The 24,427-nt window shown below is 71.1% G+C and carries 18 protein-coding genes; 8 read left to right on the top strand and 10 right to left on the bottom strand.

Annotation, left to right across the window (positions count from 1 at the left end; translation table 11 throughout):
- Window positions 1-23 precede the first annotated feature (23 nt).
- The 4 genes from glgC to O7606_RS09625 all read left to right on the top strand — a co-directional run bounded on the left by glgC (window position 24) and on the right by O7606_RS09625 (window position 5,513).
- Window positions 24-1,256 (top strand): glucose-1-phosphate adenylyltransferase, encoded by a 1,233-nt coding sequence (gene glgC, locus O7606_RS09640; RefSeq protein ID WP_281598717.1) that lies wholly within the window; start codon window positions 24-26, stop codon window positions 1,254-1,256.
- A 32-nt stretch (window positions 1,257-1,288) separates the two neighbouring features.
- On the top strand, window positions 1,289-2,932 hold the full coding sequence (pgm, locus tag O7606_RS09635) for a phosphoglucomutase (alpha-D-glucose-1,6-bisphosphate-dependent) (protein ID WP_281598716.1): 1,644 nt from the start codon (window positions 1,289-1,291) through the stop codon (window positions 2,930-2,932).
- Between the two features lie 100 nt (window positions 2,933-3,032).
- A complete protein-coding gene (gene wecB / locus O7606_RS09630; RefSeq protein ID WP_281598715.1) occupies window positions 3,033-4,157 on the top strand; it encodes a UDP-N-acetylglucosamine 2-epimerase (non-hydrolyzing) in 1,125 nt (374 codons plus the stop codon).
- Window positions 4,158-4,202: 45 nt separating this feature from the next.
- Entirely contained in the window at window positions 4,203-5,513 is a 1,311-nt protein-coding gene (locus O7606_RS09625; protein ID WP_281598714.1) for a hypothetical protein, read from the top strand.
- A gap of 84 nt (window positions 5,514-5,597) precedes the next feature.
- Here O7606_RS09625 and O7606_RS09620 read toward each other — a convergent pair whose 3' ends face one another.
- Window positions 5,598-8,702: a M14 family metallopeptidase gene (locus tag O7606_RS09620; protein ID WP_281598713.1), complete on the bottom strand. Its 3,105-nt coding sequence runs from the start codon at window positions 8,700-8,702 to the stop codon at window positions 5,598-5,600.
- 292 nt (window positions 8,703-8,994) lie between these two features.
- Here O7606_RS09620 and O7606_RS09615 point away from each other — a divergent pair, with 292 nt between their 5' ends.
- Window positions 8,995-10,272, top strand: a complete 1,278-nt coding sequence (locus O7606_RS09615; RefSeq protein WP_281598712.1) for a hypothetical protein — start codon at window positions 8,995-8,997, stop codon at window positions 10,270-10,272.
- Window positions 10,269-11,564 (top strand): hypothetical protein, encoded by a 1,296-nt coding sequence (locus O7606_RS09610; RefSeq protein WP_281598711.1) that lies wholly within the window; start codon window positions 10,269-10,271, stop codon window positions 11,562-11,564. The genes O7606_RS09615 and O7606_RS09610 overlap by 4 nt, the downstream gene beginning before the upstream one ends.
- Here O7606_RS09610 and O7606_RS09605 read toward each other — a convergent pair.
- From O7606_RS09605 to gmd, 3 genes are read right to left on the bottom strand one after another with little or no spacing between them, the layout of a single operon-like run.
- Window positions 11,540-12,652 carry a DegT/DnrJ/EryC1/StrS family aminotransferase gene (locus O7606_RS09605; RefSeq protein WP_281598710.1) on the bottom strand — a complete coding sequence of 371 codons (1,113 nt, stop codon included), beginning with the start codon at window positions 12,650-12,652 and terminating at the stop codon, window positions 11,540-11,542. The genes O7606_RS09610 and O7606_RS09605 overlap by 25 nt on opposite strands.
- Entirely contained in the window at window positions 12,649-13,848 is a 1,200-nt protein-coding gene (locus O7606_RS09600) for a glycosyltransferase (protein ID WP_281598709.1), read from the bottom strand. The genes O7606_RS09605 and O7606_RS09600 overlap by 4 nt, the downstream gene beginning before the upstream one ends.
- The gene (gene gmd / locus O7606_RS09595) at window positions 13,845-14,858 is read right to left on the bottom strand and encodes a GDP-mannose 4,6-dehydratase (RefSeq protein ID WP_281598708.1); all 1,014 of its coding nucleotides are present in this window, start codon (window positions 14,856-14,858) and stop codon (window positions 13,845-13,847) included. Before gmd ends, O7606_RS09600 begins: the two co-directional genes overlap by 4 nt.
- A 251-nt stretch (window positions 14,859-15,109) precedes the next feature.
- Between gmd and O7606_RS09590 the strand changes: the two genes are divergently transcribed.
- A complete protein-coding gene (locus tag O7606_RS09590; protein WP_281598707.1) occupies window positions 15,110-16,312 on the top strand; it encodes a glycosyltransferase in 1,203 nt (400 codons plus the stop codon).
- Between the two features lie 83 nt (window positions 16,313-16,395).
- On the opposite strand, the gene O7606_RS09585 is transcribed toward O7606_RS09590, so the two are convergent.
- From O7606_RS09585 to O7606_RS09570, 4 genes are all read right to left on the bottom strand, one after another.
- Window positions 16,396-17,313: an SDR family oxidoreductase gene (locus tag O7606_RS09585; RefSeq protein ID WP_281598706.1), complete on the bottom strand. Its 918-nt coding sequence runs from the start codon at window positions 17,311-17,313 to the stop codon at window positions 16,396-16,398.
- 37 nt (window positions 17,314-17,350) lie between these two features.
- The gene (locus tag O7606_RS09580; RefSeq protein WP_281598705.1) at window positions 17,351-18,394 is read right to left on the bottom strand and encodes an SDR family NAD(P)-dependent oxidoreductase; all 1,044 of its coding nucleotides are present in this window, start codon (window positions 18,392-18,394) and stop codon (window positions 17,351-17,353) included.
- 140 nt (window positions 18,395-18,534) lie between these two features.
- Window positions 18,535-19,179 carry a NeuD/PglB/VioB family sugar acetyltransferase gene (locus O7606_RS09575; RefSeq protein ID WP_281598704.1) on the bottom strand — a complete coding sequence of 215 codons (645 nt, stop codon included), beginning with the start codon at window positions 19,177-19,179 and terminating at the stop codon, window positions 18,535-18,537.
- A 98-nt stretch (window positions 19,180-19,277) separates the two neighbouring features.
- Entirely contained in the window at window positions 19,278-20,963 is a 1,686-nt protein-coding gene (locus O7606_RS09570; RefSeq protein WP_281598703.1) for an asparagine synthetase B, read from the bottom strand.
- Between the two features lie 312 nt (window positions 20,964-21,275).
- On the opposite strand from O7606_RS09570, the gene O7606_RS09565 reads away from it, so the two are divergent.
- The gene (locus O7606_RS09565) at window positions 21,276-22,538 is read left to right on the top strand and encodes a nucleotide sugar dehydrogenase (protein ID WP_281598702.1); all 1,263 of its coding nucleotides are present in this window, start codon (window positions 21,276-21,278) and stop codon (window positions 22,536-22,538) included.
- A 73-nt stretch (window positions 22,539-22,611) separates the two neighbouring features.
- On the opposite strand, the gene O7606_RS09560 is transcribed toward O7606_RS09565, so the two are convergent.
- Both O7606_RS09560 and O7606_RS09555 read right to left on the bottom strand, forming a co-directional pair.
- The gene (locus O7606_RS09560; RefSeq protein WP_281598701.1) at window positions 22,612-23,199 is read right to left on the bottom strand and encodes a sugar transferase; all 588 of its coding nucleotides are present in this window, start codon (window positions 23,197-23,199) and stop codon (window positions 22,612-22,614) included.
- Complete coding sequence (locus O7606_RS09555; RefSeq protein WP_281598700.1) at window positions 23,196-24,350, bottom strand: DegT/DnrJ/EryC1/StrS family aminotransferase; 1,155 nt, start codon at window positions 24,348-24,350, stop codon at window positions 23,196-23,198. The genes O7606_RS09560 and O7606_RS09555 overlap by 4 nt, the downstream gene beginning before the upstream one ends.
- Between the last annotated feature and the right edge of the window lie 77 nt (window positions 24,351-24,427).

Below are 24,427 nucleotides of genomic sequence, written 5' to 3'. Positions count from 1 at the left end.
ACGCGGCTGGTTAGCGTCTTCACATGGCTGACAAGGTGCTCGCGATCGTCCTGGCCGGCGGGGAGGGCAAGCGCCTGATGCCGCTCACCACCGACCGGGCGAAGCCCGCCGTGCCGTTCGGCGGGATGTACCGGATGGTGGACTTCGTCCTCTCGAACCTGGCGAACGCCGGTTACCTGAAGATCGTGGTGTTGACCCAGTACAAGTCGCACTCGCTGGACCGGCACATCACCAAGACGTGGCGGATGTCGACGCTGCTCGGCAACTACGTCACGCCGGTGCCGGCGCAGCAGCGGCGCGGCCCGTGGTGGTTCGCCGGCTCGGCCGACGCGATCTACCAGAGCTTCAACCTGATCGACGACGAGCAGCCGGACTACGTGATCGTCTTCGGCGCGGACCACATCTACCGGATGGACCCCCGGCAGATGGTGGAGGAGCACCGGGCGTCCGGGGCGGCGGTGACGGTCGCCGGGATCCGGCAGCCGCTGTCGACGGCCGACCAGTTCGGCGTGATCGAGGTCGGCGAGGACGGCCGGCGGATCCGCGCGTTCCGGGAGAAACCCACCGACGCGGTGGGGCTGCCCGACGCCCCGGACGAGATCTACGCCTCGATGGGCAACTACGTGTTCACCACCAAGGCGCTGATCGACGCGCTGGAGGCCGACGCGGAGGACAAGACCAGCAAGCACGACATGGGCGGCAGCATCATCCCGATGCTCGTCGAGCGGGGCGAGGCGAACGTCTACGACTTCCGCGACAACGAGGTGCCGGGCAGCACCGACCGGGACCGCGGCTACTGGCGGGACGTGGGGACGCTCGACTCGTTCTTCGACGCGCACATGGACCTGATAAACGTGCACCCGGTGTTCAACCTCTACAACTTCGAGTGGCCCATCTACACCGGCCAGTTGACCTACCCGCCGGCGAAGTTCGTGCACCAGTGGGGCGAGCGGGTCGGGCGGGCGCACGCCTCGATGGTCTCGCCCGGCGCGGTGATCTCCGGCTCGCTGGTGGAGAACTCGGTGGTCTCGCCGAAGGTCAAGGTGCACTCCTGGGCGCACGTGGACGGCGCGGTGCTGATGGAGGGCGTCGAGATCGGCCGCCACGCGGTGGTCCGGCGGGCCATCCTGGACAAGAACGTGTACGTCCCGGAGGGCGCCGAGATCGGCGTCGACCTGGAACGGGACCGGCAGCGCTACACCGTGTCCGACAACGGCATCGTGGTGATCGGCAAGGGTCAGCGCGTCGAGCCCTGAGCCGTCCACCGTTTCCCGAGGAGGTTCCCGAAGTGGTCCACGCCCGCGCCGGCCAGCCCGCCGAGCCCGCCGACCTGGTCGACGTGCCCCGGCTGGTCACCGCCTACTACACCGAGCACCCGGATCCGGCCGACCCGGCGCAGCAGGTGTCGTTCGGCACGTCCGGGCACCGGGGGTCGAGCCTGCGTAACGCCTTCAACGAGGACCACATTCTCGCCGTCACCCAGGCGCTCTGCGACTACCGACGGGCCAACGGCGTGGACGGGCCGCTGTTCCTGGCCCGGGACACCCACGCGCTGTCCGCGCCGGCCACGGTGAGCGCCCTGGAGGTGCTGGCCGCCAACGACGTGACGGCGCTGGTGGACAGCCGGGACGGCTACACCCCGACGCCGGCGTTGTCGCACGCGGTGCTCACCCACAACCGGGGACGCACGAGCGGGCTCGCCGACGGCATCGTGATCACGCCGTCGCACAATCCGCCCGACGACGGCGGGTTCAAGTACAACCCGACCAACGGCGGCCCGGCCGACACCGACGCGACCCGGTGGATCCAGGACCGGGCGAACGCGATCCTGGCCGCCGGGCTCGGCGAGGTGAAGCGGGTGCCGTACGCGCGGGCCCGCGCCGCCGACACCACCGGTTCGTACGACTTCCTCGCCGGCTACGTGGACGACCTGCCGGCGGCGATCGACGTGGCGGCGATCCGGGACGCCGGGGTGCGCATCGGCGCGGACCCGCTGGGCGGGGCGAGCGTGGCGTACTGGGGGGAGATCGCCGAGCGGCACAAGCTCGACCTGACCGTGGTGAACCCGACGGTCGACCCGACCTGGCGGTTCATGACGCTGGACACCGACGGCAAGATCCGGATGGACTGCTCGTCGCCGAACGCGATGGCCTCGCTGATCGCCGCCCGCGCCGACTTCCAGGTTTCCACGGGCAACGACGCGGACGCCGACCGGCACGGCATCGTCACCCCCGACGGCGGGCTGATGAACCCGAACCACTTCCTCGCGGTGGCCATCGCCCACCTGTTCCGGACCCGGACGGGCTGGGGGCCGGACGCGGCGGTCGGCAAGACGCTGGTCTCCTCGTCGATGATCGACCGGGTGGCGGCGGACCTGGGTCGGACGTTGCTGGAGGTGCCGGTCGGGTTCAAGTGGTTCGTGCCCGGCCTGCTCGACGGCACTGTCGGTTTCGGCGGTGAGGAGAGCGCCGGGGCGTCGTTCCTGCGCCGTGACGGCGGCACCTGGACCACCGACAAGGACGGCATCCTGCTCTGCCTGCTGGCCGCCGAGATCATCGCCAGCACCGGCCGGACGCCGAGCCAGCACTACGCGGATCTGACCGAGCGGTTCGGCGCGCCCGCGTACGCCCGGATCGACGCCCCGGCCAGCCGGGAGGAGAAGGCGGTGCTGGGCAAGCTGTCGCCGGAGCAGGTCACCGCGACGGAGTTGGCGGGTGAGCCGATCACCGCGACGTTGACCTCCGCGCCCGGCAACGGCGCGGCGCTGGGCGGGTTGAAGGTGACCACCGCGTCGGGTTGGTTCGCCGCCCGCCCGTCCGGCACCGAGGACGTCTACAAGATCTACGCCGAGTCGTTCCAGGGTCCGGAGCACCTGACCCGGATCCAGCAGGAGGCGAAGGAGCTGGTCTCGGCGGTCCTCGCGCAGGCCTGACCGGCGTCGACGACAACTGGCCGTCCCGATCCCGGCCGCGTCACCGGACGAGGTCTCCCCTCGTTGACCCCACGGTGGGGCTGACGAGGGGAGCACCGGCATGACCAGGGTGATGACCGTGGTCGGCACCCGGCCGGAGATCATCCGGCTGTCCCGGGTGGTCGACCGGCTGGACCGCACGGTGGAGCACACGCTCGTGCACACCGGGCAGAACTGGGATCCGGCGTTGTCCGAGGTGTTCTTCACCGAGCTGCGGCTGCGCCGCCCGGACCGGTTCCTCGACGTGGACACGTCGTCGCTGGGGCGGACCCTCGGCGGGGTGCTGATCGGCGTCGAGCAGGCCATCAGTGACCTGCGCCCGGACGCGCTGCTGGTGCTCGGCGACACCAACAGCGCCATCGCCGCGTTGATGGCCCGCCGGATGCGGGTGCCGGTCTACCACATGGAGGCGGGCAACCGGTGCTTCGACCTCAACGTGCCGGAGGAGACCAACCGTCGGCTGGTCGACCACGTCGCCGACTTCAACCTCGTCTACACCGAGCACGCCCGGCGGAACCTGCTGGCGGAGGGCCTGCACCCGCGCCGGGTCCTGCACACCGGCTCGCCGATGCGGGAGGTGCTGGAGCACCACCGGACGGACATCGCCCGGTCCTCCATCCTCGACCAGCTCGGCCTGCCCGAGGACGGGTTCTTCCTGGTCAGCGCGCACCGGCAGGAGAACGTGGACGCGCCGGCCCGGCTCGGTCGGCTGCTCGACTGCCTCCGGGCCGTCCGCGACGAGTGGGCGCTGCCGGTGCTGGTCTCCACCCACCCGCGCACCCGCAAACGGTTGGAGGCCCTCGCCACCGACCCGACCAGCCTGGACGGCATCACCTTCCACGAGCCGTTCGGGCTGTTCGACTACGTACGGCTGCAACTCGCGGCCAGGTGCACCCTGTCGGACAGCGGGACGATCAGCGAGGAGGCGGCCATCCTCGGTTTCCCGGCGGTGACGCTGCGCGAGTCGATGGAACGCCCGGAGGCGCTGGACGCCGGCGGGATCATCATGACCGGCCTCGACCCGGCCGGGGTGGTCGAGGCGGTCCGGGTGACGGTCGAGCAGGTGGCCGCCGACGGGGTGCCCTGCCCGGCCGACTACCGGGTGCCGGACACCTCCCGGCGGGTCGTCGACTTCATCCTGTCCACCGTCCGCCGCCACCACGAGTGGGCCGGCATCCGGCGCTGACCACGCGCCACCTCACCGAACCACCGCCAGGGAAAGGGACAGTCGATGCTTACGGCACTGCTGCGTGGATCCGTCCTCGCCGACCGGCACCGGCGGCTACGACAGAAGATCGCCCGGTACGACGTCCGGACGTCCCGGGAGGAGGTCGAGGACTTCCAGACCCGCCGGTTCAACGAGGTCTGGGCGCGCTGCCTGGCGGAGGTGCCCTTCTACCAGGCGTGGCGACGGGAGCACGGCCTGCCGGCGCGCATCGGCCACCCGGGTGAGCTACGGGACTTCCCGTCGTTGACCAAGGAGACGGTGATCGCCCGCAGCGCGGAGATCTTCCGGGGCGGCCGGGCCACGGGCTGCTACTCCACCGGCGGCAGCACCGGCCAACCGGCCCGGTATCCGCGCGGGCCGGGTGAGCTGGACGACAGGTGGATCGACGCGTACCTGGTGCGGCACTGGTGGGGGGTCGCGCCGACGGATCCGACCGTGCATCTCTGGGGGCACGCCCACCTGTTCGGCAGCGGTTGGCGTCGGCAGGCCCGGCTGCTGAAGCGGTGGGTCGCCGACCAGGGCATGCGGATCACCCGGCTCAACGCGTACGACCTCAGCGAACCCGCTCTGCACCGGCACTACCTGGCGTTTCGCCGCCGGAACCCGGTCTGCCTGTCCGGCTACACCTCGGCGCTGTTCCGGCTGGCCCGGTTCGTCGAGCGCAACGGTCTCGACCTGGGTGACAAGAGCCGCCTGCGGGCGGTGATCCTCTGCGCGGAGACCGCGAGCGACGCGGACGTCGCCCTGATCGGACGGGTGTTCCGGGCCCCGGTCGTGATCGAGTACGGCGCCGCGGAGACCGGCGTGCTGGCCGCGTCCCGGGGGCACGCCCACGACATCCGGGTGCTCTGGGACAGCTTCGTGTGCCTGGCGGGGGAGACCGGTGAGCTGCGCGTGACGACGCTGAACCCGCAACTGTTCCCGCTGGTCAACTACGCCATCGGGGACCGGGTCGAGCCGAGCGACGTCCGCGACGGCAACACCCTGGCCTTCCGGGCGATCCTCGGCCGCCGGCAGGACTTCGTGCGGGTGAACTCCGCGCGGGGCGTGCTCGACCTGTCCGCGATCCTGCCCGTGCACATCCTCAAGTCGTACCCGGGCATCGTCGGGGTGCAGTTCCGCCAGGACCGACCGAACGCGCTGCGGATCCAGGTCGAGGCCGACCGTCCGCTCGACCTGGCCGACGTCGCGGCGTTCTTCGTCCGGGAGCTCAGCCGGGACCATCCCGACCTGGACCCCCGGTCGGTCACCTTCGCCCAGGTGGACCGGCAGACCAGGACCCGGGCCGGCAAACACGCGCTGTTCGTGCCCTGACCGTCGAGAGTCCGACCCGGCTCCGCTGCCCGGAGCGGGGTGACGGTGGGAGGCCGCCGGAGACGACCTCCCACCGTCAGCTGGTCAGCGGCGGGCGCCGCCGAGCAGGTGCGTCATCGACCGGGCGACCAGGTCGGCACGGGCCGTCGGGGCCAGCCCCTCCAGGCCGAACCCGAGGTAGACGCTGTCCTCCGTCACCACGGCCGCGCCCTCGGAGAAGGCGCGCTGGCTGCGCGACCAGTCGTTCGCGCCGGGCAGCGAGCCGGGCGGCGGCCCGGACACCGTCCAGCCACCCAGGTCGGTCGACTCGAACGAGGTCTCGGCGACGGTCGCGCCGTCGACGATCACCCGGGCGTCGTCCAGGAACACGCCGAGCCCCTGGGTGCCCCAGTCGGAGACGTACGAGATGGACACCTCGACCTGCTTGCCGGCGTACGCCGACAGGTCGATGGAGAACTCCTTCCAACCGTTGGACGGGCCGGTGGCGGCGTGCCACTGGCCGGTGGTGCCGATCGGCTCGCAGCTCGCGGTCTGGTAGTGCGCCAGGAACGGGTGCAGCTCGGCCCAGCCGCTCTCGCAACTGTCCCCGGTCTCGGTGCTGGTGTTGCCGTTGCGGTCGGGCAGCGTGGTCCAGGTGTCGGTGCCCACCTCGTGCGCCTCGACGATCATGAAGTCCCAGTTCGGCTCGATGTCGTACGAGGCGAAGAAGCGCAGCTCACCGCTGGTCGCCGCGGTCAGGTCGACGGTCCGGCCGACCCGCTTGTACGTCTCGTCGGCCCGTCCGCTGAACAGGTACCACTCGCCGGTGCGCGGGTCGAACGGCGCGCCGCCCGGCCGCGCCCAGTCCACCGCCGCGATGGTGCCGAACTGCGGGAACTCGTCCGGCGGCAGGAAACTCGACGTGCTGAGGAAGGACGCGGTGTGGTCCTGGTTCGCCGCCGAGCCGGGGGCGTTGAGGACCCCCTCGAACCCGGCGAACGCGCCCTCGGCGCCCCGCACCGGGTACGGCTGCCCGTCGGCGCTGCCCCCGTCGCTGACGTAGTTGTACGCGCCCAGCCAGTACTGCTGGAAGTCGTTCGACAGCGGCAGGCAGGTGGGGTCGTCGGCGTCGACGCACTCGGCCGGCGGCGTCGGCTGGTACGCGTACGCGCCGTCGGCGGCCTGCGCGTACAGCGCGTACTTGCCGCTGATCAGCACCTTGCCGCCCTCGTTGAGGTAGTCGCGCACGGCCAGCTCGGTCTCCGCCGCCGCCCGCGCCGCCGTCCCCGGCACCTGGCCGGGGGAGCGGGGGATGACGTCGTCGCCGGTCTCCCAGACCACCGCCCGGTAGTGCGACAGCACGCCCAGCGGGTGCGGGGCCTTGCGGCCCGACGCGTCGACGTCGTACACGTCGCTGGTACGCCGGGCGGCGGTCAGCGCGGCCACCACCTCGTCGGCGTACTTCGCGCCGGCGCCCTCCTGGACGGGGCTGAGGCCGGTGACGTCCTCGGCCGCGAGGACCAGCACCTCACCGCCGATGTCGGTGTGCACCCGGTAGGTGAAGCGCTCGCTGGCGACCACGCCCTGGCCGCGTTTGTTGCCGGTGAACCAGACCTCGACCCGGTCACCGGGCTTCGCCCCGGTGACGGTGCCGCGCAGCTCGGCGTAGTAGTCGTCGTGGGTGTCGCCGTACCGCTCGCCGCCGCGCCACTCGCGCGTCGCGACGGCCTTCGGCCGGCCGCCGTTGACCACGTAGTGCATCCGGACGTTGGTCAGCGACCGCCGGGTGATCGCGGCGACCGGCTGGCTGCGACCGTACGAGGTGTCGAAGGCGTCCACCACGAAGTCCGGGGTGTTGCGGCCGACCACCGAGACCGGCTCGTCCGGTCGGTGCGTGGACTTCGCCACGGCGAGCGCGAACGGCAGGTTCTTCGCCACCTCGGCGGCGATCAGCTTCTCGTCGTCGGGGAAGACGAAGCCGCTGACGCAGTCCTCCGGACGCCACTGGTCGTCCGGGTCGGACGCGGCGGCCGCCTGGCAGGTGGACATCTCCGGGGTGAAACCGAGCGTGCCGTACCTGACGGTGGCGTGGCTGTCGGTGTCGCCGTTGGTGGTGTACAGCTCGGCGGAGAGGTCCGGGTCGTAGCCGGGCACCGCCGGGTGCGCGTCGTCACCGGCCATCGCCTGGTAGATCACGTCGTCCGGGGTGGGCGTGGCGACCTGCCAGCCGACGCCGTAGAGGAGCAGTTGCGCCGCCGAGTGGTAGTTGACGAAGAACTCGAAGCCGACCCGGCGGAACAGCCCGTCCAGCGCTTTCGTCTCCGGCTCGGAGTTCGGGCCCGGCCCCCGGTAGGTGTCGCTGGCCGGGTCCGGTGACGAGCCCTCGTTGTCGTAACCCCACTTGTAGGCGAAGTTGCGGTTCAGGTCGACGCCGTCGGCCGAGGTGACCTTGCCGTCGCCGTCGTTGTCGCGCAGGTTCTTGCGCCACAGCCGGTTGCCCGGGGTGAAGGTGTGGTCGTACCCGTCGGGGTTGGCCACCGGCAGGAACCACAGCTCGGTGGTGTCCAGCAGCTTGGTGATCTCCCGGTCCCTGCCGTAGTTGTCCAGCACGTGGTGCATCAGCCGCCGGGTCATCTCCGGGGTGATCCACTCGCGGGCGTGCTGGGTGGCGCCGTACAGCACCGCCGGCCGCTTGCCGTCCGGCACGTTCCGGGCGTTCCTGGTGACCTTGACAGCGAGGATCGGCTTGCCCTGGTGGGTCCGGCCGACGGTCTCCAGTTTGGTCAGCTTCGGGTAGCGGGCCGCCGTGGCGGTCAGCTCGTCCCGGATGCCACCCGGCGCGGAGTACGACCGGAACGCCGACCAGCCGGCGGCGGCCTGCTCGCGCAGCACCCTGGAGGCGTCCTTGCCACGCACCTGCTTGACCCGCAGCCGTACCCCCTGGCTGGCCAGCCGGTCGGCCTGTCGTCGGCTCAGCACCGTCTCGATCGTGGTCTGCCCGGTGGGGCCGGCCTCCTGATGGTCGTGGCCGAGGTCGACGCCGGCCGCGCGGAGCTTGTCGAGCTGCTCCGGGCCGACCGTGCCGACGTACACCTCCATGTTGTCGCGACCGCCCACGTCGGACGGTGGCCGCGCGCTCGCCGGTGTGGTCAGCGTCAATGCGCCGACCAGAGTGAACACGCCGGCGACCGCCAGCCGTCTGCGCCTCATCGCGCCCCCTTCGTAGTGCCCTGTCGAGCGAGCGTGCTTGTCGATGTCGCGTGTGTCAATACGACGGGCGGCATTGACGACCTTGTTCGGAAAAGCGAGTCTCGGCCGCCTTTCGGAGATGAGCTCCATTCAAAAAGGAGGATCGGCAGAAAAGGAGGCTTTTTGGATGTTAGCGTCGCCTTGCCCGCCTGGTGAGCAGGCGCTTCTTTCCGCCCGGGTGGGAGTGGTCGCCGGCGCGGTCCACCACCGAGAAGGCAGCGTCGGTGACATCTGGCGGGGAAGGGTGACACAAATGCTCCTGGAAACGACGGAACGGGTCGTCGCCGGGCCGACGGGCGGGCGGCCCCGGCGGGACCACCATCGCCCGTCCCGGCTGACCTGGCTGCTCCAGCTCTACCCGGTGAGCTTCCTGGTCCTGGTGCCGTACGCGATCCTGATCGTGCCGATGGCGGTGGCGTACGACAACCCCGACCTCGACTTCGTCCTCAAGCTGCTGGGGCTGGCCCTGGCCAGCGCCGTCGTCGTGGAGACGCTCTTCCTCGGGAAACTGGGTGGGCGAGGTCGGTGGCAGCGAGAGCTAGCCAGGGCGAACACCGGCTATCCCAGGCTCTTCCTGATCGCCCGGTCGGTCACAGTCATCAGTATCGTGTCGGACGTCCTCGGCGCCGTCTCAGGGCGTGGCAGCATCTTCACGCAGGTGACCGAGGAAGTGGTCAGCACCCCGCAGGCTCTGGTCACCTCCCTCTTCTCGGGTTGGCGCTACATCGCGCTGGCGCTGCTCGTGGCGAGTCTCGTCGGGGGGCGTGCCGGCCGTCGCTCCTTCGTGTGCTGGACGGCCGCCCTGGTGGTCGCGCAGGTGCAGGTCGGGCTCCTGACCGGCTTCAGCGGGCCGATGATCTCGTATCTGTCGTTCGTCATCACCGTGGGCGCGGTCTGCGGTGTGCTCAGACCCCGCCTCGTGGCCGTGATCGCGGTGGCGGTGTTCGTGGCCTGGCCGACGCTCTTCGCCCTGCGCAGCGAGATCCGGACCGATGGTGGCGTGGCGGTCGACCAGAACCAGACCGCCGCCGACCGGTTGCGCTTCGACCTGCAACTCACCCAGGCTGCGGGCTTCGACGTGCCGGTCGACCTGGACCAGCCGGGACCAACCGACATTCTCCGCTACGGGTTGTTGCCCCGGCTGGTCGACTCCGACCGTCCACCGCTCACCAGCGCGATAAAGATCAACGAGATGCTCTTCGGCGTCGACACGTCCGCGTACAACTTCCTCACGCTCGGCAACATCTACTTCTTCGACGGCCGGCAGGGAGTGATTCTCAACTTCGCCGGTTGGGCGCTCGTGGTGAGTCTGCTGCTCCGGCTGGGTGGCGGGCCCGGCCCGATCCGGTTGAGCCTGTTCGCGCTCGTGGTCGCCGACGTGCTGGCCTGGTCGACGTCCTATCCGGATTCACTAGCCGGTTTCCTCCAGCACGTCGTCTCCGCGGTGCCCGTGCTGCTCCTGATCCGGTTCACCAGATCCCGCCCAGAGACTGTCGTCGTGGGGCGCCGGGTGCCCGCCGACCTGTCGTGACCGGGCATCCTTCCGCGTCGGCGGCCACCGAGGTCCGCGACCAGGCGATCGGCCGGCGTGCCGGGGCCGGTTCCCGAACCTTCCACCAGCGCGCCGGCGTCGCCCTGCTCGCCAGTGGACTGTCCAGCCTGTCGAGTTTCCTGACGTCGATCTCCATCACCCGCGGAGAGTCGCTCACCGGGGTGGGCCAGTTCGCGCTGGCGTTCTCGGTCTATGTGCTCGTGATCGGGCTGGTACGGGCGACGGTGACCGAGGCCGTCCTGGCGGGCCGGACGGGGCAGTCGGCGACCGGAGACGGTATCCGACGGGCCGGCGCGATCGGCGCCGGCGCCGGTGCCCTGGTGCTGGGCATCGGGCTGGGTGTCGGCTCGCCCTATCTCGTCGTCGTCGGGCCGGCGCTGTGGGGACTCGTGATCTACGACTACGTGCGCGGCGTCAATCTGGGCGTCGGCACCCCATGGGCTGCCTGCGCCCAGGACGCCGGATGGGCCGCCATGACCGTGATGAGTGTGGGGACCGCGTTTCTCGTGCCGGTTCCGCCGGTGTTGATCTTCACGGTCTGGGCGTTCTCCGGCGCGGCCATCGGCGTGGTCACTGCTGTCCGGCAGGGCCACCGGCTGACACCCGGCTGGGGCCTGGACGCGGTGACCAGCCGTACCGCGGCGAGCTTCGGTGGTCAGTTCCTGGTCACCTCGGGCTCTGCGCAGCTGGCCCTGACGCTGGTGGCGGCGACCGCGGGTGTCGGAGTCGTCGGCGCGCTCGGCGCCGCCCAGACGGCGTTGAGCCCGGTGACGCTCCTGATCGCCCCGCTGTCCGCGCTGGTCGTGCCCTACCTCGGCCGGGCCCGACCGGTCACCCGGTGGGCCCGGTTCGTCACCGCCGGGCCCGTCCTGCTGGCGTCGGTCGGGTTGATCCTCCCGCTGGTGATCGCGATCTGTCTCCTCCCGGACGACATCGGTCGGATCGTCCTCGGTGACAACTGGACCGCCGCGCGGCCGTTGTTGCCGATGCTCGGAATCGAGACGGTCCTGGTGCCGGTGGCGCTGGTCGCCTTCGCGGGCCATCGCGTCCAGCACGCCGGGGGGCGTGCGCTGCTGGTAGGCGCCGTTCTCGGACTGGTCCGGGTCACGGTCGTGGTCGGTGGTGGCCTGCTGTTCCAAGCCGAGGGGACCGCCGCGGCCCGGACGGGGGTGGCGGTCACCGCCGCGTTCGTGTGGTGGCTCAGCTACCTGACCCTGCGGGATCGACCGGTCGACCGGGCGGCCGCTCAGGCCACGGTGGCGAGCGCCTGACGCACCCGCTCGCTGATCACCTTGACGTCCGTGTCGGTCAGCTCCGGGTAGGTGGGCAGGTTGAGACCGCGTCGGCCCAGGTCGACGCTGACCGGGATCGCGGCGGTGTCGTCCGCGTACGGCGGGAGCCGTGGGATCGGCACGAAGAACGGCCGGGTCTCCACGCCGAGCCGGTCCAGTCCCCGGGCCAGCTCGTCCCTCGTGCCCGGCGCGCCGTCGACCAGGAAGGACGCCATCCACGGCGCGCGGCGCGCCCCGGCGGCCACCGGCTGCGGCCGGAGCCGGACGGCGTCGGCCAGCTCGCGTTCGTAGCCGCGCAGCACCGCGTCCCGCCGGGCGAGGATGTCGTCGGCGCGGGCCAGTTGGGCGCAGAGCAGGGCGGCGCACACGTTGGTCAGCCGGTAGTTGAAGCCCACCTCGGGGAAGAAGTAGCGTCGTTGCGGATCCATGCCCTGGTTGCGCAGCAGGCGCATCCGGTCCGCCAGCGCCGGGTCCGAGGTGGTCACGCAGCCGCCCTCGCCCGAGGTGACGATCTTGTTGCCGAAGAAGGAGAACGTGGTGGCGTCGGCCAACGACCCGGTCGGCCGCCCGTGCAGGGTGGCCCCGAACGACTCGGCCGCGTCGGCGACCAGCAGCAGCCCGTGCCGGTCACAGATGGCCCGCAGCGCCGGGTAGTCGGCCGGGTGGCCGTACAGGTCGACGGCGAGCACGGCCCGGGTGCGGGGCCCGACGGCCGCGCGGACCCGCTCCGGGTCGACACACCAGGTGTCGGCGGAGACGTCCACGCAGACGGGTCGGGCGCCGCAGTAGCGCACCGCGTTCGCCGTGGCCACGTAGGTCAGCGCCGGCACGATCACCTCGTCGCCGGGGCCGACGCCCGCCGCCGCGAGGACGAGGTGCAACGCCACCGTCCCGTTGCTCGTCGCGACGGCGGTGGTCGCGCCCACCCGCTCGGCGAACTCCGCCTCGAACCGTTGCAGGTACGGCCCCTGCGACGAGATCCAGCCGCTGCGCACCGCGTCGAGGACGTACCGCTCCTCCAGCCCGGAGAGGCTGGGCCGGGCGACCGGGAACCGCTGCGTGCTCACCGGACGCCACCGGTGAGAGTGCCGGCGAAGGCCGACCGGGGCATCGGGCCGGGGCGGCCGGCGGCCACCCACTCCAGCAGCGCGACGTAGTCGCGGGCGGTGTCGGCCCAGGTGCGCCCGGCCAGTCGGGCGTTCGCCCGGCGGGACGCCTCGGCGTACCGGTCGCGGTCGCGCAGCACCCGGCGGATCGCGTCGGCGCACGAGCGCGGATTCTGCGCCTCGAACACGGCGGCCTCGCCGCCGGTGAACTCCAACTGCGCCAGCAACGGCTCGGCGTCGCTGCAGGCCACGGGGAGACCCCAACTGAACGCCTCCAGCATCGCCCCGCTGGCCGCCTCCCACCGCGACGGCACCACCACCGCGTCGGCCCGCGCGTAGAGCCGGTGCAGCTCGTCCAGCGGCACGAAGCCGGGGAACGACACCCGCCCGCGCAGGTCCGGGCGGGCGGCCCGGGCCAGCAGCCGGGACGCCTCCGGCTCGACCAGCGGGCCGGGGCAGACCAGCCGGCACTCCGGCAGCAGCGCCAGCGCCTCCAGCAGCGTGACGTGGTTCTTCAGGAGACCTGTCGAGGACGGGTAGACCAGCAGGCCCGGCTCGGGGTCGGCGAGCGACGGGTCCGGCGCGGCCTGGAGCGCCGGCGGCGGGATCATCGCGATCCGGTCGGCGGCCTCCGGAAACGCCGCCAGTGCCTGCCGGTACGGGTGCGGCCAACTGACCACCACGGCGGCGGCCCGCGCCACGTTCTCCCGCAGCATCGCCGCGAACCCGGGCGCCCGGAACTCGGGCAGCAGTTGCCGCAGGTCGTGCGCCACGACGACGGAGGCCCCGGAGCGCACCGGGATCAGGCCGCAGGGGAACAGGGTCACCCCGCCGTCGTCGGGCTGGACGGCGGCCCGGCGGCGGGCCGCGTTGAGCAGCCGCCGCACGGTGACCGACTCCTGCACCTGGCGCGGGAGCCAGCGGCGAAGCGCCTGGCCGTACCGGTTGCCCATCGGCAGGGAGACGTCGTGTTCGGTCCACCGGAGCCGCCGACCGGGCGCCTGCCGCCGCCACTCGTCGAGGGTCCCCCGGATCACGGCGACCCGGACGTCGTGGTCGGTGGCCTCGTCGAGCCCGTGCAGCAGGCCGTACGTGAACACCTCCACCCCGGCGGCGTGCCGGGGGCGGATGGGGGTGGCGTCGACGGTGATCCTCATCGGTCCACCCGCACCAGTCGTCCGGCGCGTTCGTCCTCCAGTAGTTGCCGGTCGGCGTCCACCATCACCCGGACCAGGTCGGCGAAGAGCGTCTTCGGCGCCCAGCCGAGGGCACGCCGGGCCCGGGAGTAGTCGCCGATGAGGGCGTCGACCTCGGCCGGCCGGAAGTAGCGGGGATCGATCGTCACGTGGTCGCGCCAGTCCAGCCCGACGTGGGCGAAGGCGGCCTCGACGAACTCGCGTACCGTGTGTCCCTCGCCGGTGGCCACCACGTAGTCCCCGGGCTGGTCCTGTTGCAGGGACAACCACATCGCCTCGACGTACTCCGGCGCGTAGCCCCAGTCCCGGACGGCGTCCAGGTTGCCCAGGTGCAGCTTGTCCTGGATGCCCGCCTCGATCCGGGCCACCGCCCGGGTGATCTTGCGGGTGACGAAGTTCTCGCCGCGCCGGGGGCTCTCGTGGTTGAACAGGATGCCGTTGGCGCAGTACATGCCGTACGACTCACGGTAGTTCACCGCCGACCAGTAGGCGTAGACCTTGGCGCAGGCGTACGGGCTGCGCGGGTGGAACGGGGTGTCCTCCCGCTGCGGGGGCGGGGTGGCGCCGAACATCTCCGACGACGACGCCTGGTAGAAGCGGCACCCGACGTCGGCGGCCCGGGCGGCCTCCAGCAGGCGCAGCGCCCCGAGCCCGGTGACGTCGGCGGTGTAGCCGGGGATGTCGAACGACACCCGGACGTGGCTCTGCGCGCCCAGGTTGTAGATCTCGTCCGGGGCGATGTCCCGGATCAGGTTGGTCAGCGAGGCCGGATCGGTGAGGTCGCTGTAGTGCAGGAAGAGCCGGGCGTCCGGGTGCCGCGGGTGGACGTCGATCCGGTCGACGCGTTCGGTGTTGAAGGTTGACGACCGACGTTTCAGCCCGTGCACCGTGTAGCCCTTGTCGAGCAGCAGCTCCGACAGATAGCTGCCGTCCTGCCCGGTGATGCCGGTGATGAGCGCTACTCGCGGCATGCTGACCTCTCGTGATCGGGACGAGGCCGACCGCAGCGAATCACCGAATCGGCCTGACCATGGCTTTCGTCCGTCTTTTATACCGTTGCGGAGAAGAGCGGTACGGCGTTTTCGCGTATCGAAAACATGAGAGGCGTCTTTGTGTGGCCATCGTAACCGGGTGAGCGGTCCGTCGTTATTAAGAAATGCGCCCGCCGGGTTGGCGGTCGAGCAGTTCCCGATCATGTTCCGCAGCCGGTCCGGAGGATTCCATGAGCGGCCGTGTCACCGCTGGTAGGGCCGGCGCGCCGGGCGTCCGACGGGATCGGTACCGGGTGCTGATCGTGGCCGACCGGTTCGAACCCGGTTACCGGGCGGGTGGCCCGGTGCGCTCGCTCCGACAGGTGATCGACGCGGCCGGCGCGGACATCGACGTCGCCATCGTCACCCGGGACCGGGATCTCGGCGACCTCGCCCCTTATCCCGGATTGTCGGGACGGTGGGTCGACCGGGAACGGGAAACGGTTTTCTACCTGAACGCGGCCAGTCCACGACAATGGTGGACGTTGACCCGGACGGCGCGGGCGGCGCAGTGGGACCTCCTCTACGTCAACAGCGTCTGGTCGCGACTGTCGATCGTCTTCGTTCTGGCGGCTCGAGTGGGTCTGCTGCGGACGAATTGCGTTCTGGTCGCTCCGCGGGGTGAGATGGGTTCGGGCGCGCTGGGCGTGAAGCGCATGCGGAAGAAGGTCTTCCTGGCGCTGTGGCGACATGTTCTGGGCGGGTCGCGGTTCCGGTGGCACGCCACCGCGCCGGCCGAGGCGGTTGACATCCGGCGGGCCTTTCCGGCGGCCCGGGCGCCGTTCGTCGTCGCCGCCGCCGGCCCGGAGCCGCAGGGACACCCGGAGGAGCCCGCGACGGACGGGCCGCCGCGCCTGGTTTTCGTCGGCCGGATCTCCCCGATGAAGAACCTCGACCTGGTGCTGGCCGCTCTCGCCGAGGTCCGGACCCCCGTCGTCCTGGACGTCTACGGCCCCGCCGACGACCCGGCCTACTGGCGGCGCTGCCGGAGGTTGTGGGCGGCGCTCCCCCCGCACGTGCGGGCGACCTGGCACGGACCGCTACTGCCCGACCAGGTAGCCGGGGCGTTCGCCCGTAGCCACGCCTTCGTCCTGCCGACCCGGGGTGAGAACTTCGGGCACGTGATCGGGGAGAGCCTCTCGGTGGGCTGCCCGGTCATCTGCTCCGACCGTACCCCCTGGACAGAGCTGCTGCGCTCCGGTGGGGGCGAGGTGCTGCCCGACGTCACGGTCGACGCCGTGCGCGCGGCGATCCAGCGGGTGGTCGACCGGAGCCCGGCCCAACGGCACGCCGCCCGGGTCGCCGCCGCGGCGGCGTACCGTGCGTGGCACGCCCGTGCGGGTGACACGCGCAGCCTCCTCGACCAGGTCCGGGAGGCTGCGCACGCCGGCTGAGCCGGCCCGGTGCGGCCCCTGCCCGCAAGCGCGGCCGACGGCCCCCCGCCGGGGCGCTGGCGTCCCGCGCGCCAGCCCCGCGGTCAGCCGGTCATCGCCGGGCTTGGCCCGGCCACCGCCGGCAGACCCCAGCCGAGCGCGGCCCGCCGCAGCTCACGCACCATCTCCGGCCAGGCGGGGGGCTCGTACCCGGTGACGGCCCGGAACGCGGCGGCCGAGAGCGACCGGTCGCACCGGAAGTCGTCCCACGGCTGGATCCGGCCGGGCCAGCCGTACTCGTCGGCGACGACGCGCAGCAGGTGGTACTTGGCGATCGGGGTCGCGGCCACGTGGTACAGACCGGTCAGGTCGGCGCGGGGAAGCACGACCGTCCGGAGCATCGTCGCGAACTCGGTGGTGGTCAGTCCGGAGTAGACGGCCCGGGTGAAACCGTTCACCGGGCCGGGCTGACCGAGGAACCAGTCGACAAGCGAACGCGCGCTGTTCAGCTCGTGTCCGACGATCGACGTGCGTAGGGTGAGCGCGGTGCCGCTGGTCGTCTCCCCGAGCAGCTTCGACCGACCGTAGAGGTCGTACGCGTCGGGGTCGTCCTGCTCGGTGTAGCCGCCCCGGTTCCCGGAGAAGACGCAGTCGGTGCTGATCTGGACGAGCCGGGCCCCACGGGCCGCGCACTCCCGCGCCAACCGGTGGGGCAGGAGGGCATTCACGGCGATGGTGGTGACGGCGTCGGCGACCTCGGGACGCTGCTTGATCACGCCGACACAGTTCACCACGACGTCCGGACGCAGGAGATCCAGCACCCGGCGCAGGGCGTCGTCGTCGGTCACGTCCACCCCGGTCACGACGTGTCGCGCCAGCGGTTCGGGCAAGCCGGCCCGCACGATGTCGGCGCTTCGGGCGCAGCCCCGGACGTCGAGCTCGGGCGCCTCGGTGAGCTGCCGCAGCAGCGTGTGGCCGAGCATCCCGGTGACGCCGAGGACCAGTATCCGTTGTCGGGTCATCGCGGACTCTCCTGTCCGTGGTGGCCGGAGTCGACGCTCACCCGCAGCCCGCCGACGCGGCCACCGGCTCCAGCCGCTGCCGTACCTCGGGCAGCGTCAGCAGCAGCGACATGATCTCCGGCACGGTCAGCCGGGTGGTGTTCTCGGAGGTGTAGTCGGCCCGGTGCTCCCGGGACGGGTCGCCCTCCTCGAAGTAGAGCGAGTAGTTGAGGTCGCGGCTGTCCACCCGGACCCGCAGGAAGCTGCCGAAGTCCTCGGCGCGGGCCAGCTCCTCGTGACTGGCCAGCGTCTCGAACATCTTCTCCCCGTGCCGCAGGCCGATGACATCGAACTTCGCCGGCACCTCGAACAGGTTGCACAGGGCGGTGGCGAGGTCCCCGATCGTGGAGGCCGGCGCCTTGCGGATGAAGATGTCGCCGGGTTGCCCGTGCTCGAAGGCGTGTTCGACCAGCTCCACCGAGTCGGCCAGCGACATGAGGAAACGGGTCATCGCCGGCTCGGTCACGGTCAGTGGGACGCCGTTGCGGATCTGTTCGATGAACAGCGGAATCACCGAGCCCCGTGAGCACATCACGTTGCCGTACCGGACCGAGCAGACCCGGGTACGGGCCCGGGGGTTGTTCCGGACGTGCGCCTGGGCCACCTTCTCCATCAGGCCCTTGGTCATGCCCATGGCGTTGATCGGGTACACGGCCTTGTCGGTGCTGAGGAACACCAGGGCCGACACGTCGTGGCGTTCGCAGGCGTCCACCACGTTCGCGCTGCCCAGCACGTTGGTGCGGACCGCCTCCAGCGGGAAGAACTCGCAGGACGGCACCTGTTTGAGCGCGGCGGCGTGGAAGACGTACTCGACGCCCCGGGTGGCCTTGGACACCGCGTCCCGGTCGCGGACGTCCCCGACGTAGAACCGGACCCGGTCGTCGCGGAGCCGGATCCGCATCGCCTCCTGCTTGGCCTCGTCCCTGCTGAGCACCCGCACCTCCCCGGCGCCGGCGTCGAGCAGCCGGGTGACCATCGTCTGGCCGAAGGATCCGGTGCCACCGGTGATCAGGACACACCGGTCCACAAGTGAGGTCGACACGCTTTCTCCTGTTCGGTCGGCCGCCCTTGGTGATAGGGCGCTTAGCTCTCAATGACAATAGCCCTCAATGATTGCTATAGCGGACAAATCGCCCTTTTGCTTACGTCCTGGAGATTCGTGAAGCAGAGACCATGCCCTGCTCAGCGGGCCGGCACGCCCTTGACCACCGCGCCGGGCGGGACGTCCCGGACCACACAGGCCCCCGCGCCCACGGTCGCGCCCCCGCCCACGGTGAGGCGCTGGAGCACCGCCGCCGTCGTCCCGACCAGCACCCCGTCGTCGAGTCGGCAGTGACCGGACACGGCCGCGAGCGGATTGACCGAGACGTGGTCGCCCAGCACGCTGTCGTGCCCGACCGCGCAGTTCTGGTTGAGATGCACGTGCCGGCCGAGGACCACGTTCGTCGTCACCCGGGCGCCGCCGAAGGCGATCAGGCCCTCACCGAAAACACAGTCCGGGCTGATATCCGCGTACGGATGGATCAGCGACGCCGCCGGCAGTCCGTACGGACGCAGGGTACGCTCCGTCGCCCGGCGTAGTCGCGGATCTCCCACGGCCAGGATCAGGTACGTGTCGGTGGACCGCCCGGTCAGCCACCTGGTGCCGCCGAGGAACGGCGCCGTCAGACGCTGGACCAGCTTCAGGTTCTCCTCGGTGGGATGGTCGTCCACGAACCCGAGGACCCGCCAGCGGCGTCGGGAGCCGGCCGCCCGGTTGACGGCGTCGACGATCCCGAACACTTCCCGCCCCAGACCACCGGCGCCCACTATGACCAGTTCGTCCATCGTGTCCCCCTGCTTGTCGAAGATGGCTGGCGTCGCCGATACCGGCTCCTGGTCGGCATCGGGGACGGCGCCGACCCGCTGCCGAACTCCGGCCCTGGTCAGGCCGACTCCAGCGTCAGGCCGCCGGACGCTTCGTCCAGCCGGACGGTGTCGAGGCCCACGGACCGCAACCAGTGCTCCAGGCTGACGATCAACCATGCCCTGGCCCACGGAAGCCGTCCGACCCGCCACCCGTGAAGCAGCTCGTCAACGGCCCCGGGAGCCAGGATCTGACGCACGGTGGCGGTCGGCGACTCGGTCGACCGCACCAGCGGCGCCAGCGGGCCGTGCCGCATCCAGCCGTCCATCGGCAGGGTGAAACCCTGCTTCCGGCGTCTCGCGATGGCGACCAACTCGCTGTCCCCCAAGCACCTGGCGAAACCGACCTTGCCCAGGCCCTGCTTCCGGTCGGCCGCGAGGACCAGCCGGGCGAAGGGCACGTCAACGTACGGCACCCGCAACTCGATCGACGACGCCATCGAGAAGGCGTCGGTGTCGGGCAGGAGGGTCGCCCCGAGATAGTGCTCGATCTCGTAGTGGGACAGGGCCAGCGCGGAGGTGTCGGTGCGTCCGCGACGGGGGCCCGGCGCCGGCGCGGACGCCCAGGGCGCCAGCGAGTCGACCGTGTCACGGTCGAGGATCTGCTGGGAAAGCGCCCCCAGGCCGGCGGCGTCCCGCGGGCCGTCGGGGCCGAGCAGTTCGGCCACCTTCTCGTGCCGCCACCGAACGGTGCGGGCGAGCAGCCGGGCCAGGAACAGCCGGTCGGTGACCTGGAGCAGCGGTAGCCGCCGGAGGGCACGGAAAACCGGATATCCACCGAGCACCTCGTCACCACCCAGACCGGAGACCGCCACCTTGATGCCACGCCGTGCGATAGCGTCGCTGACCACGAACGTGTTCAGCCCGTCGATCGTGGGCCGCTGCATGGCCGCGAAGTAACGGGCGACGGACTCCTCGTCCGGTCTGCTGGTCACGATCTCGTGCCGGTGACCGAACCGCCGCGCGACCCGGCGCGCTCCGTCCCCTTCGCCCATGGACCCGCCCTGGTCGACGGTCACGCAGGTGAGCCGATGGTCGATCTCCCGGCAGGCCCAGGCGATCGCCGCGGAATCCAGCCCCCAGGAGAGCAGCAGCGCCACGGGCACGTCGCTGAGCAGATGCGCCGACACGGACTCCAGACGCCCGACCGCGCCGAACCGGAGGTATCGGCGCAGCGCGGTGGCCCTGATCCTGGGCGTGGTCCGGAATGCGAGCAGCGGCCGGATCTCGGAGGCGAACACGATCGCGCCGTCCGCCGCCGTCGTCCAGCGCAGTGGTTTGACCCTGAAGGGATCCCGGGCCAGCGTGAGGGTGTGCCGACGTCGGTCGACGACCGCGGTCGCGTACATCCCACGCAGCTCACGGAACATCTCCACCCCGAGCCGGCTCCAGAGCTCTGGCAGGATCGCGCCGTCGCAACGCCCCGACGCGCCAAGTCGATGCCGACCGCGCAACTCCTGGTGGTTGTAGATCTCGCCGTTGAACACGACGGCGATCGTGCCGTCGGGACTCACGAACGGCTGCCTGCCTGCGTTGGTGAGGTCCACGAGGGCGAGCCGGGCCTGGCCGATCGCGACGTCCCCCGCCGAGCAGGTGTCGGCGCTGTCCGGCCCCCGGTGCCGCTGACGCGCGTTGAGGTCGGCGACCAGGGCCAGGTTCTCGTTCGGCGACCGCCCCGCCCGGACCACACCGCAGATCCCACACATCGTCGATTCCTTTCGACACCGGTCGGTCACCGGTGCACGGCTTGTCGTGCGATCGCGGGATGCTCGGTGGACAGTGCCCCTCCCGGTGACCCGAGGGCGGTGGCCACGACATCGTTGTATCGCGCGCCGGTGCCGTCGTCCGGCTTCCACGTTCACCTCGGTGGCCCACCGCGGGGTCACGTCGGTCCACGTGCCGGCCTGCCCTGGCCATCACGCCACCCGGCGCTTGCCAGAATATAGCCAATCAAGCCTTTTATCCCGAATGTCCACCTAGCCTCTTGGGAAAGAGTTCCTTCCCAGTCAGGAGTACGGGTGAGAGCGGAGAAGCTGGTCGTGATCGGCCAGGGATATGTGGGTCTTCCGTTGGCCATGCGAGCCGTCGAGGCGGGCCTGGACGTGACCGGCCTGGACACCGACTCGTACCGGGTCAAGCGGTTGGTCGCAGGCGAGTCGTTCGTGGAGGACGTTCCCGCGGACCGGCTGGGGCGCGCGTTGGGCAGCGGCCGGTACCACCCCACCACCGATTACGCCGACGCGGAGGGGTTCGACGTCTGTGTGATCACGGTGCCGACGCCGTTGCGCAACGGCGTCCCCGACCTGAGTCACGTGGAGCAGGCTGGCGTCGGCATCGGCCCGTACCTGCGCCCGGGCTGTCTGGTGGTGCTGGAGTCGACGACCTACCCGGGCACCACGGAGGAGCTGTTGCGTCCACTGCTGGAGTCGGTGAGCGGGCTGCGCAGCCCCGCCGACTTCCACCTGGGCTACAGCCCGGAACGGATCGACCCGGGCAATCCGGTCTGGCGGTTGGAGAACACCCCCAAGGTGATCTCGGGCGTCGACCCGGTCTCGTTGGAGCGGGCCGACACCTTCTACCGACGCCTGGTCGACCGCACCGTCCCGGTCGGGTCCACCCAGGTCGCCGAGCTGACCAAACTGATCGAGAACACCTTCCGACAGGTGAACATCGCTTTGATCAACGAGTTGACGATGCTCTCCCACGAACTCGGAATCGACGTGTGGCAGGCCATCGACGCCGCTGGGACGAAGCCGTTCGGGTTCATGCCGTTCCGGCCCGGGCCGGGAGTGGGCGGGCACTGTCTGCCGGTCGACCCTTGTTACCTTTCCTGGCAGGTCAAGCGCCGTCTCGGCCGGCAGTTCCGGTTCATCGAGCTGGCCAACGACGTCAACCACGAGATGCCGGCGCACGTGACGGCACGGATCATGGCCGGGCTCAACCGCAGCGGTCGTGCCGTCAACGGCGCCCGGCTGCTCCTGCTGGGCCTCTCCTACAAGAAGAACACCGGGGATCTGCGTGACTCCCCGGCGTTGGACGTGGCGCAACGGCTGTGCGGTCTCGGCGCGGACGTCCGTGCGGTGGAGCCGTACGCCGAGTCGCACCAGATCCCCACCGGGGTGCTGGTCGTGCCGCTTACCGAACAGGAGGTGCGCGCGGCGGACGCGGTGGTGGTGGTCACCGACCACGACGTCTTCGACTACGACCTGGTCGCCCGGCACGCCCGGTACGTCTTCGACGCCCGCGACCGGTGCGTCGGCCCGACGGTCGAACGCCTCTGAGCGCAAGCCTCCGGCCCCGCCTCCGGTTGTTGCCGAGGGCGGGGCCGATGGTGGCTTCGGCGAGCCGGGGCGGTCACCTGATCAGTACGGCCCGGACGGTGTGGACCAGGATCCGCAGGTCCCCCAGGAAGCTGCGGGTCTCGACGTACCGCAGGTACATCTCGACCTTCCGGGGCAGCACGACGGAGAGGTAGTACTCCTCCGGTCGGGCCACGGCGGCCAGCTCGGCGGACTCGTTCCGGTAGGTGATGGCGGCGGGGTCGGTGATCCCGGGCCGGACCGACAGGATCCGACGACGGGCCGGCGGCGGCCAGGACGCCACGTAGCGGCGGACCTCGGGGCGGGGCCCGACCAGGCTCATGTGCCCCACCAGCACGTCGTAGAACTGGGGAAGCTCGTCCAGTTTGCTACCACGCAGGAAGCGGCCGACCCTGGTGATCCGGTCGTCGTTGTCCGAGGTGACCGCGGCGCCCGGGGCCACCCGCATGGTGCGGAACTTGTGGATCCGGAAGGGCCGGCCGTGCCGACCGGCCCGCTCCTGACGGAACAGCGCCGGACCGCCGTCCTCCAACCGGACGGCGAGAGCGATCAGCAGCAGCAGCGGGGAACAGAGCAGCAGCGCCACCGCCGCGACCGCGACGTCGAAGACACGTTTGGTCACTGCAACACCTTCTGCACGGTACGGATCACGAGCGTGACCTGCTCGTCGGTCATCGCCGAGTAGAGCGGCAGGCTGACCACCCGCTCGAACTCCCGGCTGGCCACCGGGAACATCTCGTCGGTGAGCCAGTAGCGGGTGCGCCAGTGGGTGTGCCGGTGCAGTGGGATGAAGTGCACGCTGCACGCCACGCCCAGGTGGGCCAGTTCGGCGATGAACTCGTCGCGTCCGACCGGGGCCCCGGGGCGGAGCCGGGCCACGAACAGGTGCCAGGCGTGCTGGTCCCCGTCGGCGGCCGGCAGGGGCAGATCGAGCGGCAGCGACGCGAACGCCTCCCGGTAGTGCCCGGCGATCTCCTCGCGGCGTCGTCGCATCGTCTCGGCCCGGTCGAGTTGCGCCAGGCCGAGGGCGGCGGCGGGGTCGGTGAGGTTGTACTTGTAGCCGGCGTCGACGACGTCGTAGTGCCAGGCCGGGCGGGGGCTGCGGTACCTGTCGAAGCCGTCCCGGTCGAAGCCGTGCAGCCGCATGACGCGGGCCCGGCGGGCCAGCTCCGGGTTCCGGGTGACCAGCATCCCGCCGTCTCCGGTGGTGATGGTCTTGGTGGCGTAGAAGCTGAACACCGTGGCGGCGCTCGCCCCCGCGCCGATCGGCACCCCGGCGCTGGCCGCCGGAAAGGCGTGCGCGGCGTCCTCCACCACGACGAGCCCGTGGGCATGGGCGAACCCGGCCAGGGCGGCGGCGTCGACCGGCCGGCCGGCGAAGTGTACGGGCAGGACCGCGGCGGTGCGGTCGGTGACCTTCCGGGCGGCGTCGGCGAGGTCGATGGTGAGCGTCTCGGGCTCGACGTCGACCAGCACCGGCGTCGCGCCGACGTGGACGACGACCTCGGCGGTGGCGGTGAACGTCCAGGTCGGCACGAGCACCTCCGCGCCGGGGCCGATGCCGAGCGCCTCCAGCGCCAGGTGCAGGCCGGCGGTCGCGGAGTTCACCGCCACCGCGGTGACGTCCGCGCCGCAATGTCGGGCGAAGCGCCGCTCGAACTCCTGCACCAGCGGACCGCTGGAGAGCCACCCGGACCGGAGCGCCGACGTGACCGCGTCGATCTCACCCGGCCCGATGTCCGGCAGGGCGAACGGAAGGAATCGGTCGGACACGCGGACCTCCTTGCTCCAGAATTGGGTAGTTTCTCCCTAACTGCCGTTGGTCAGGATAATCTGTTCATGTGGCTTTA

Source organism: Micromonospora sp. WMMD882 (genome assembly GCF_027497255.1).
GTDB lineage: Bacteria > Actinomycetota > Actinomycetes > Mycobacteriales > Micromonosporaceae > Micromonospora.
This window is presented reverse-complemented; position numbering and strand designations above follow the sequence as displayed.

What these genes read in the sequence shown, in the direction of transcription:
- glgC (WP_281598717.1), top strand. Translation starts at nt 24, where the DNA reads ATGGCTGACAAGGTGCTCGCGATCGTCCTGGCCGGCGGGGAGGGCAAG.
- wecB (WP_281598715.1), top strand. Translation starts at nt 3,033, where the DNA reads ATGACCAGGGTGATGACCGTGGTCGGCACCCGGCCGGAGATCATCCGG.
- O7606_RS09625 (WP_281598714.1), top strand. Translation starts at nt 4,203, where the DNA reads ATGCTTACGGCACTGCTGCGTGGATCCGTCCTCGCCGACCGGCACCGG.
- O7606_RS09620 (WP_281598713.1), bottom strand. Translation starts at nt 8,702, where the DNA reads ATGAGGCGCAGACGGCTGGCGGTCGCCGGCGTGTTCACTCTGGTCGGC.
- O7606_RS09615 (WP_281598712.1), top strand. Translation starts at nt 8,995, where the DNA reads ATGCTCCTGGAAACGACGGAACGGGTCGTCGCCGGGCCGACGGGCGGG.
- O7606_RS09600 (WP_281598709.1), bottom strand. Translation starts at nt 13,848, where the DNA reads ATGAGGATCACCGTCGACGCCACCCCCATCCGCCCCCGGCACGCCGCC.
- gmd (WP_281598708.1), bottom strand. Translation starts at nt 14,858, where the DNA reads ATGCCGCGAGTAGCGCTCATCACCGGCATCACCGGGCAGGACGGCAGC.
- O7606_RS09590 (WP_281598707.1), top strand. Translation starts at nt 15,110, where the DNA reads ATGAGCGGCCGTGTCACCGCTGGTAGGGCCGGCGCGCCGGGCGTCCGA.
- O7606_RS09585 (WP_281598706.1), bottom strand. Translation starts at nt 17,313, where the DNA reads ATGACCCGACAACGGATACTGGTCCTCGGCGTCACCGGGATGCTCGGC.
- O7606_RS09575 (WP_281598704.1), bottom strand. Translation starts at nt 19,179, where the DNA reads ATGGACGAACTGGTCATAGTGGGCGCCGGTGGTCTGGGGCGGGAAGTG.
- O7606_RS09570 (WP_281598703.1), bottom strand. Translation starts at nt 20,963, where the DNA reads ATGTGTGGGATCTGCGGTGTGGTCCGGGCGGGGCGGTCGCCGAACGAG.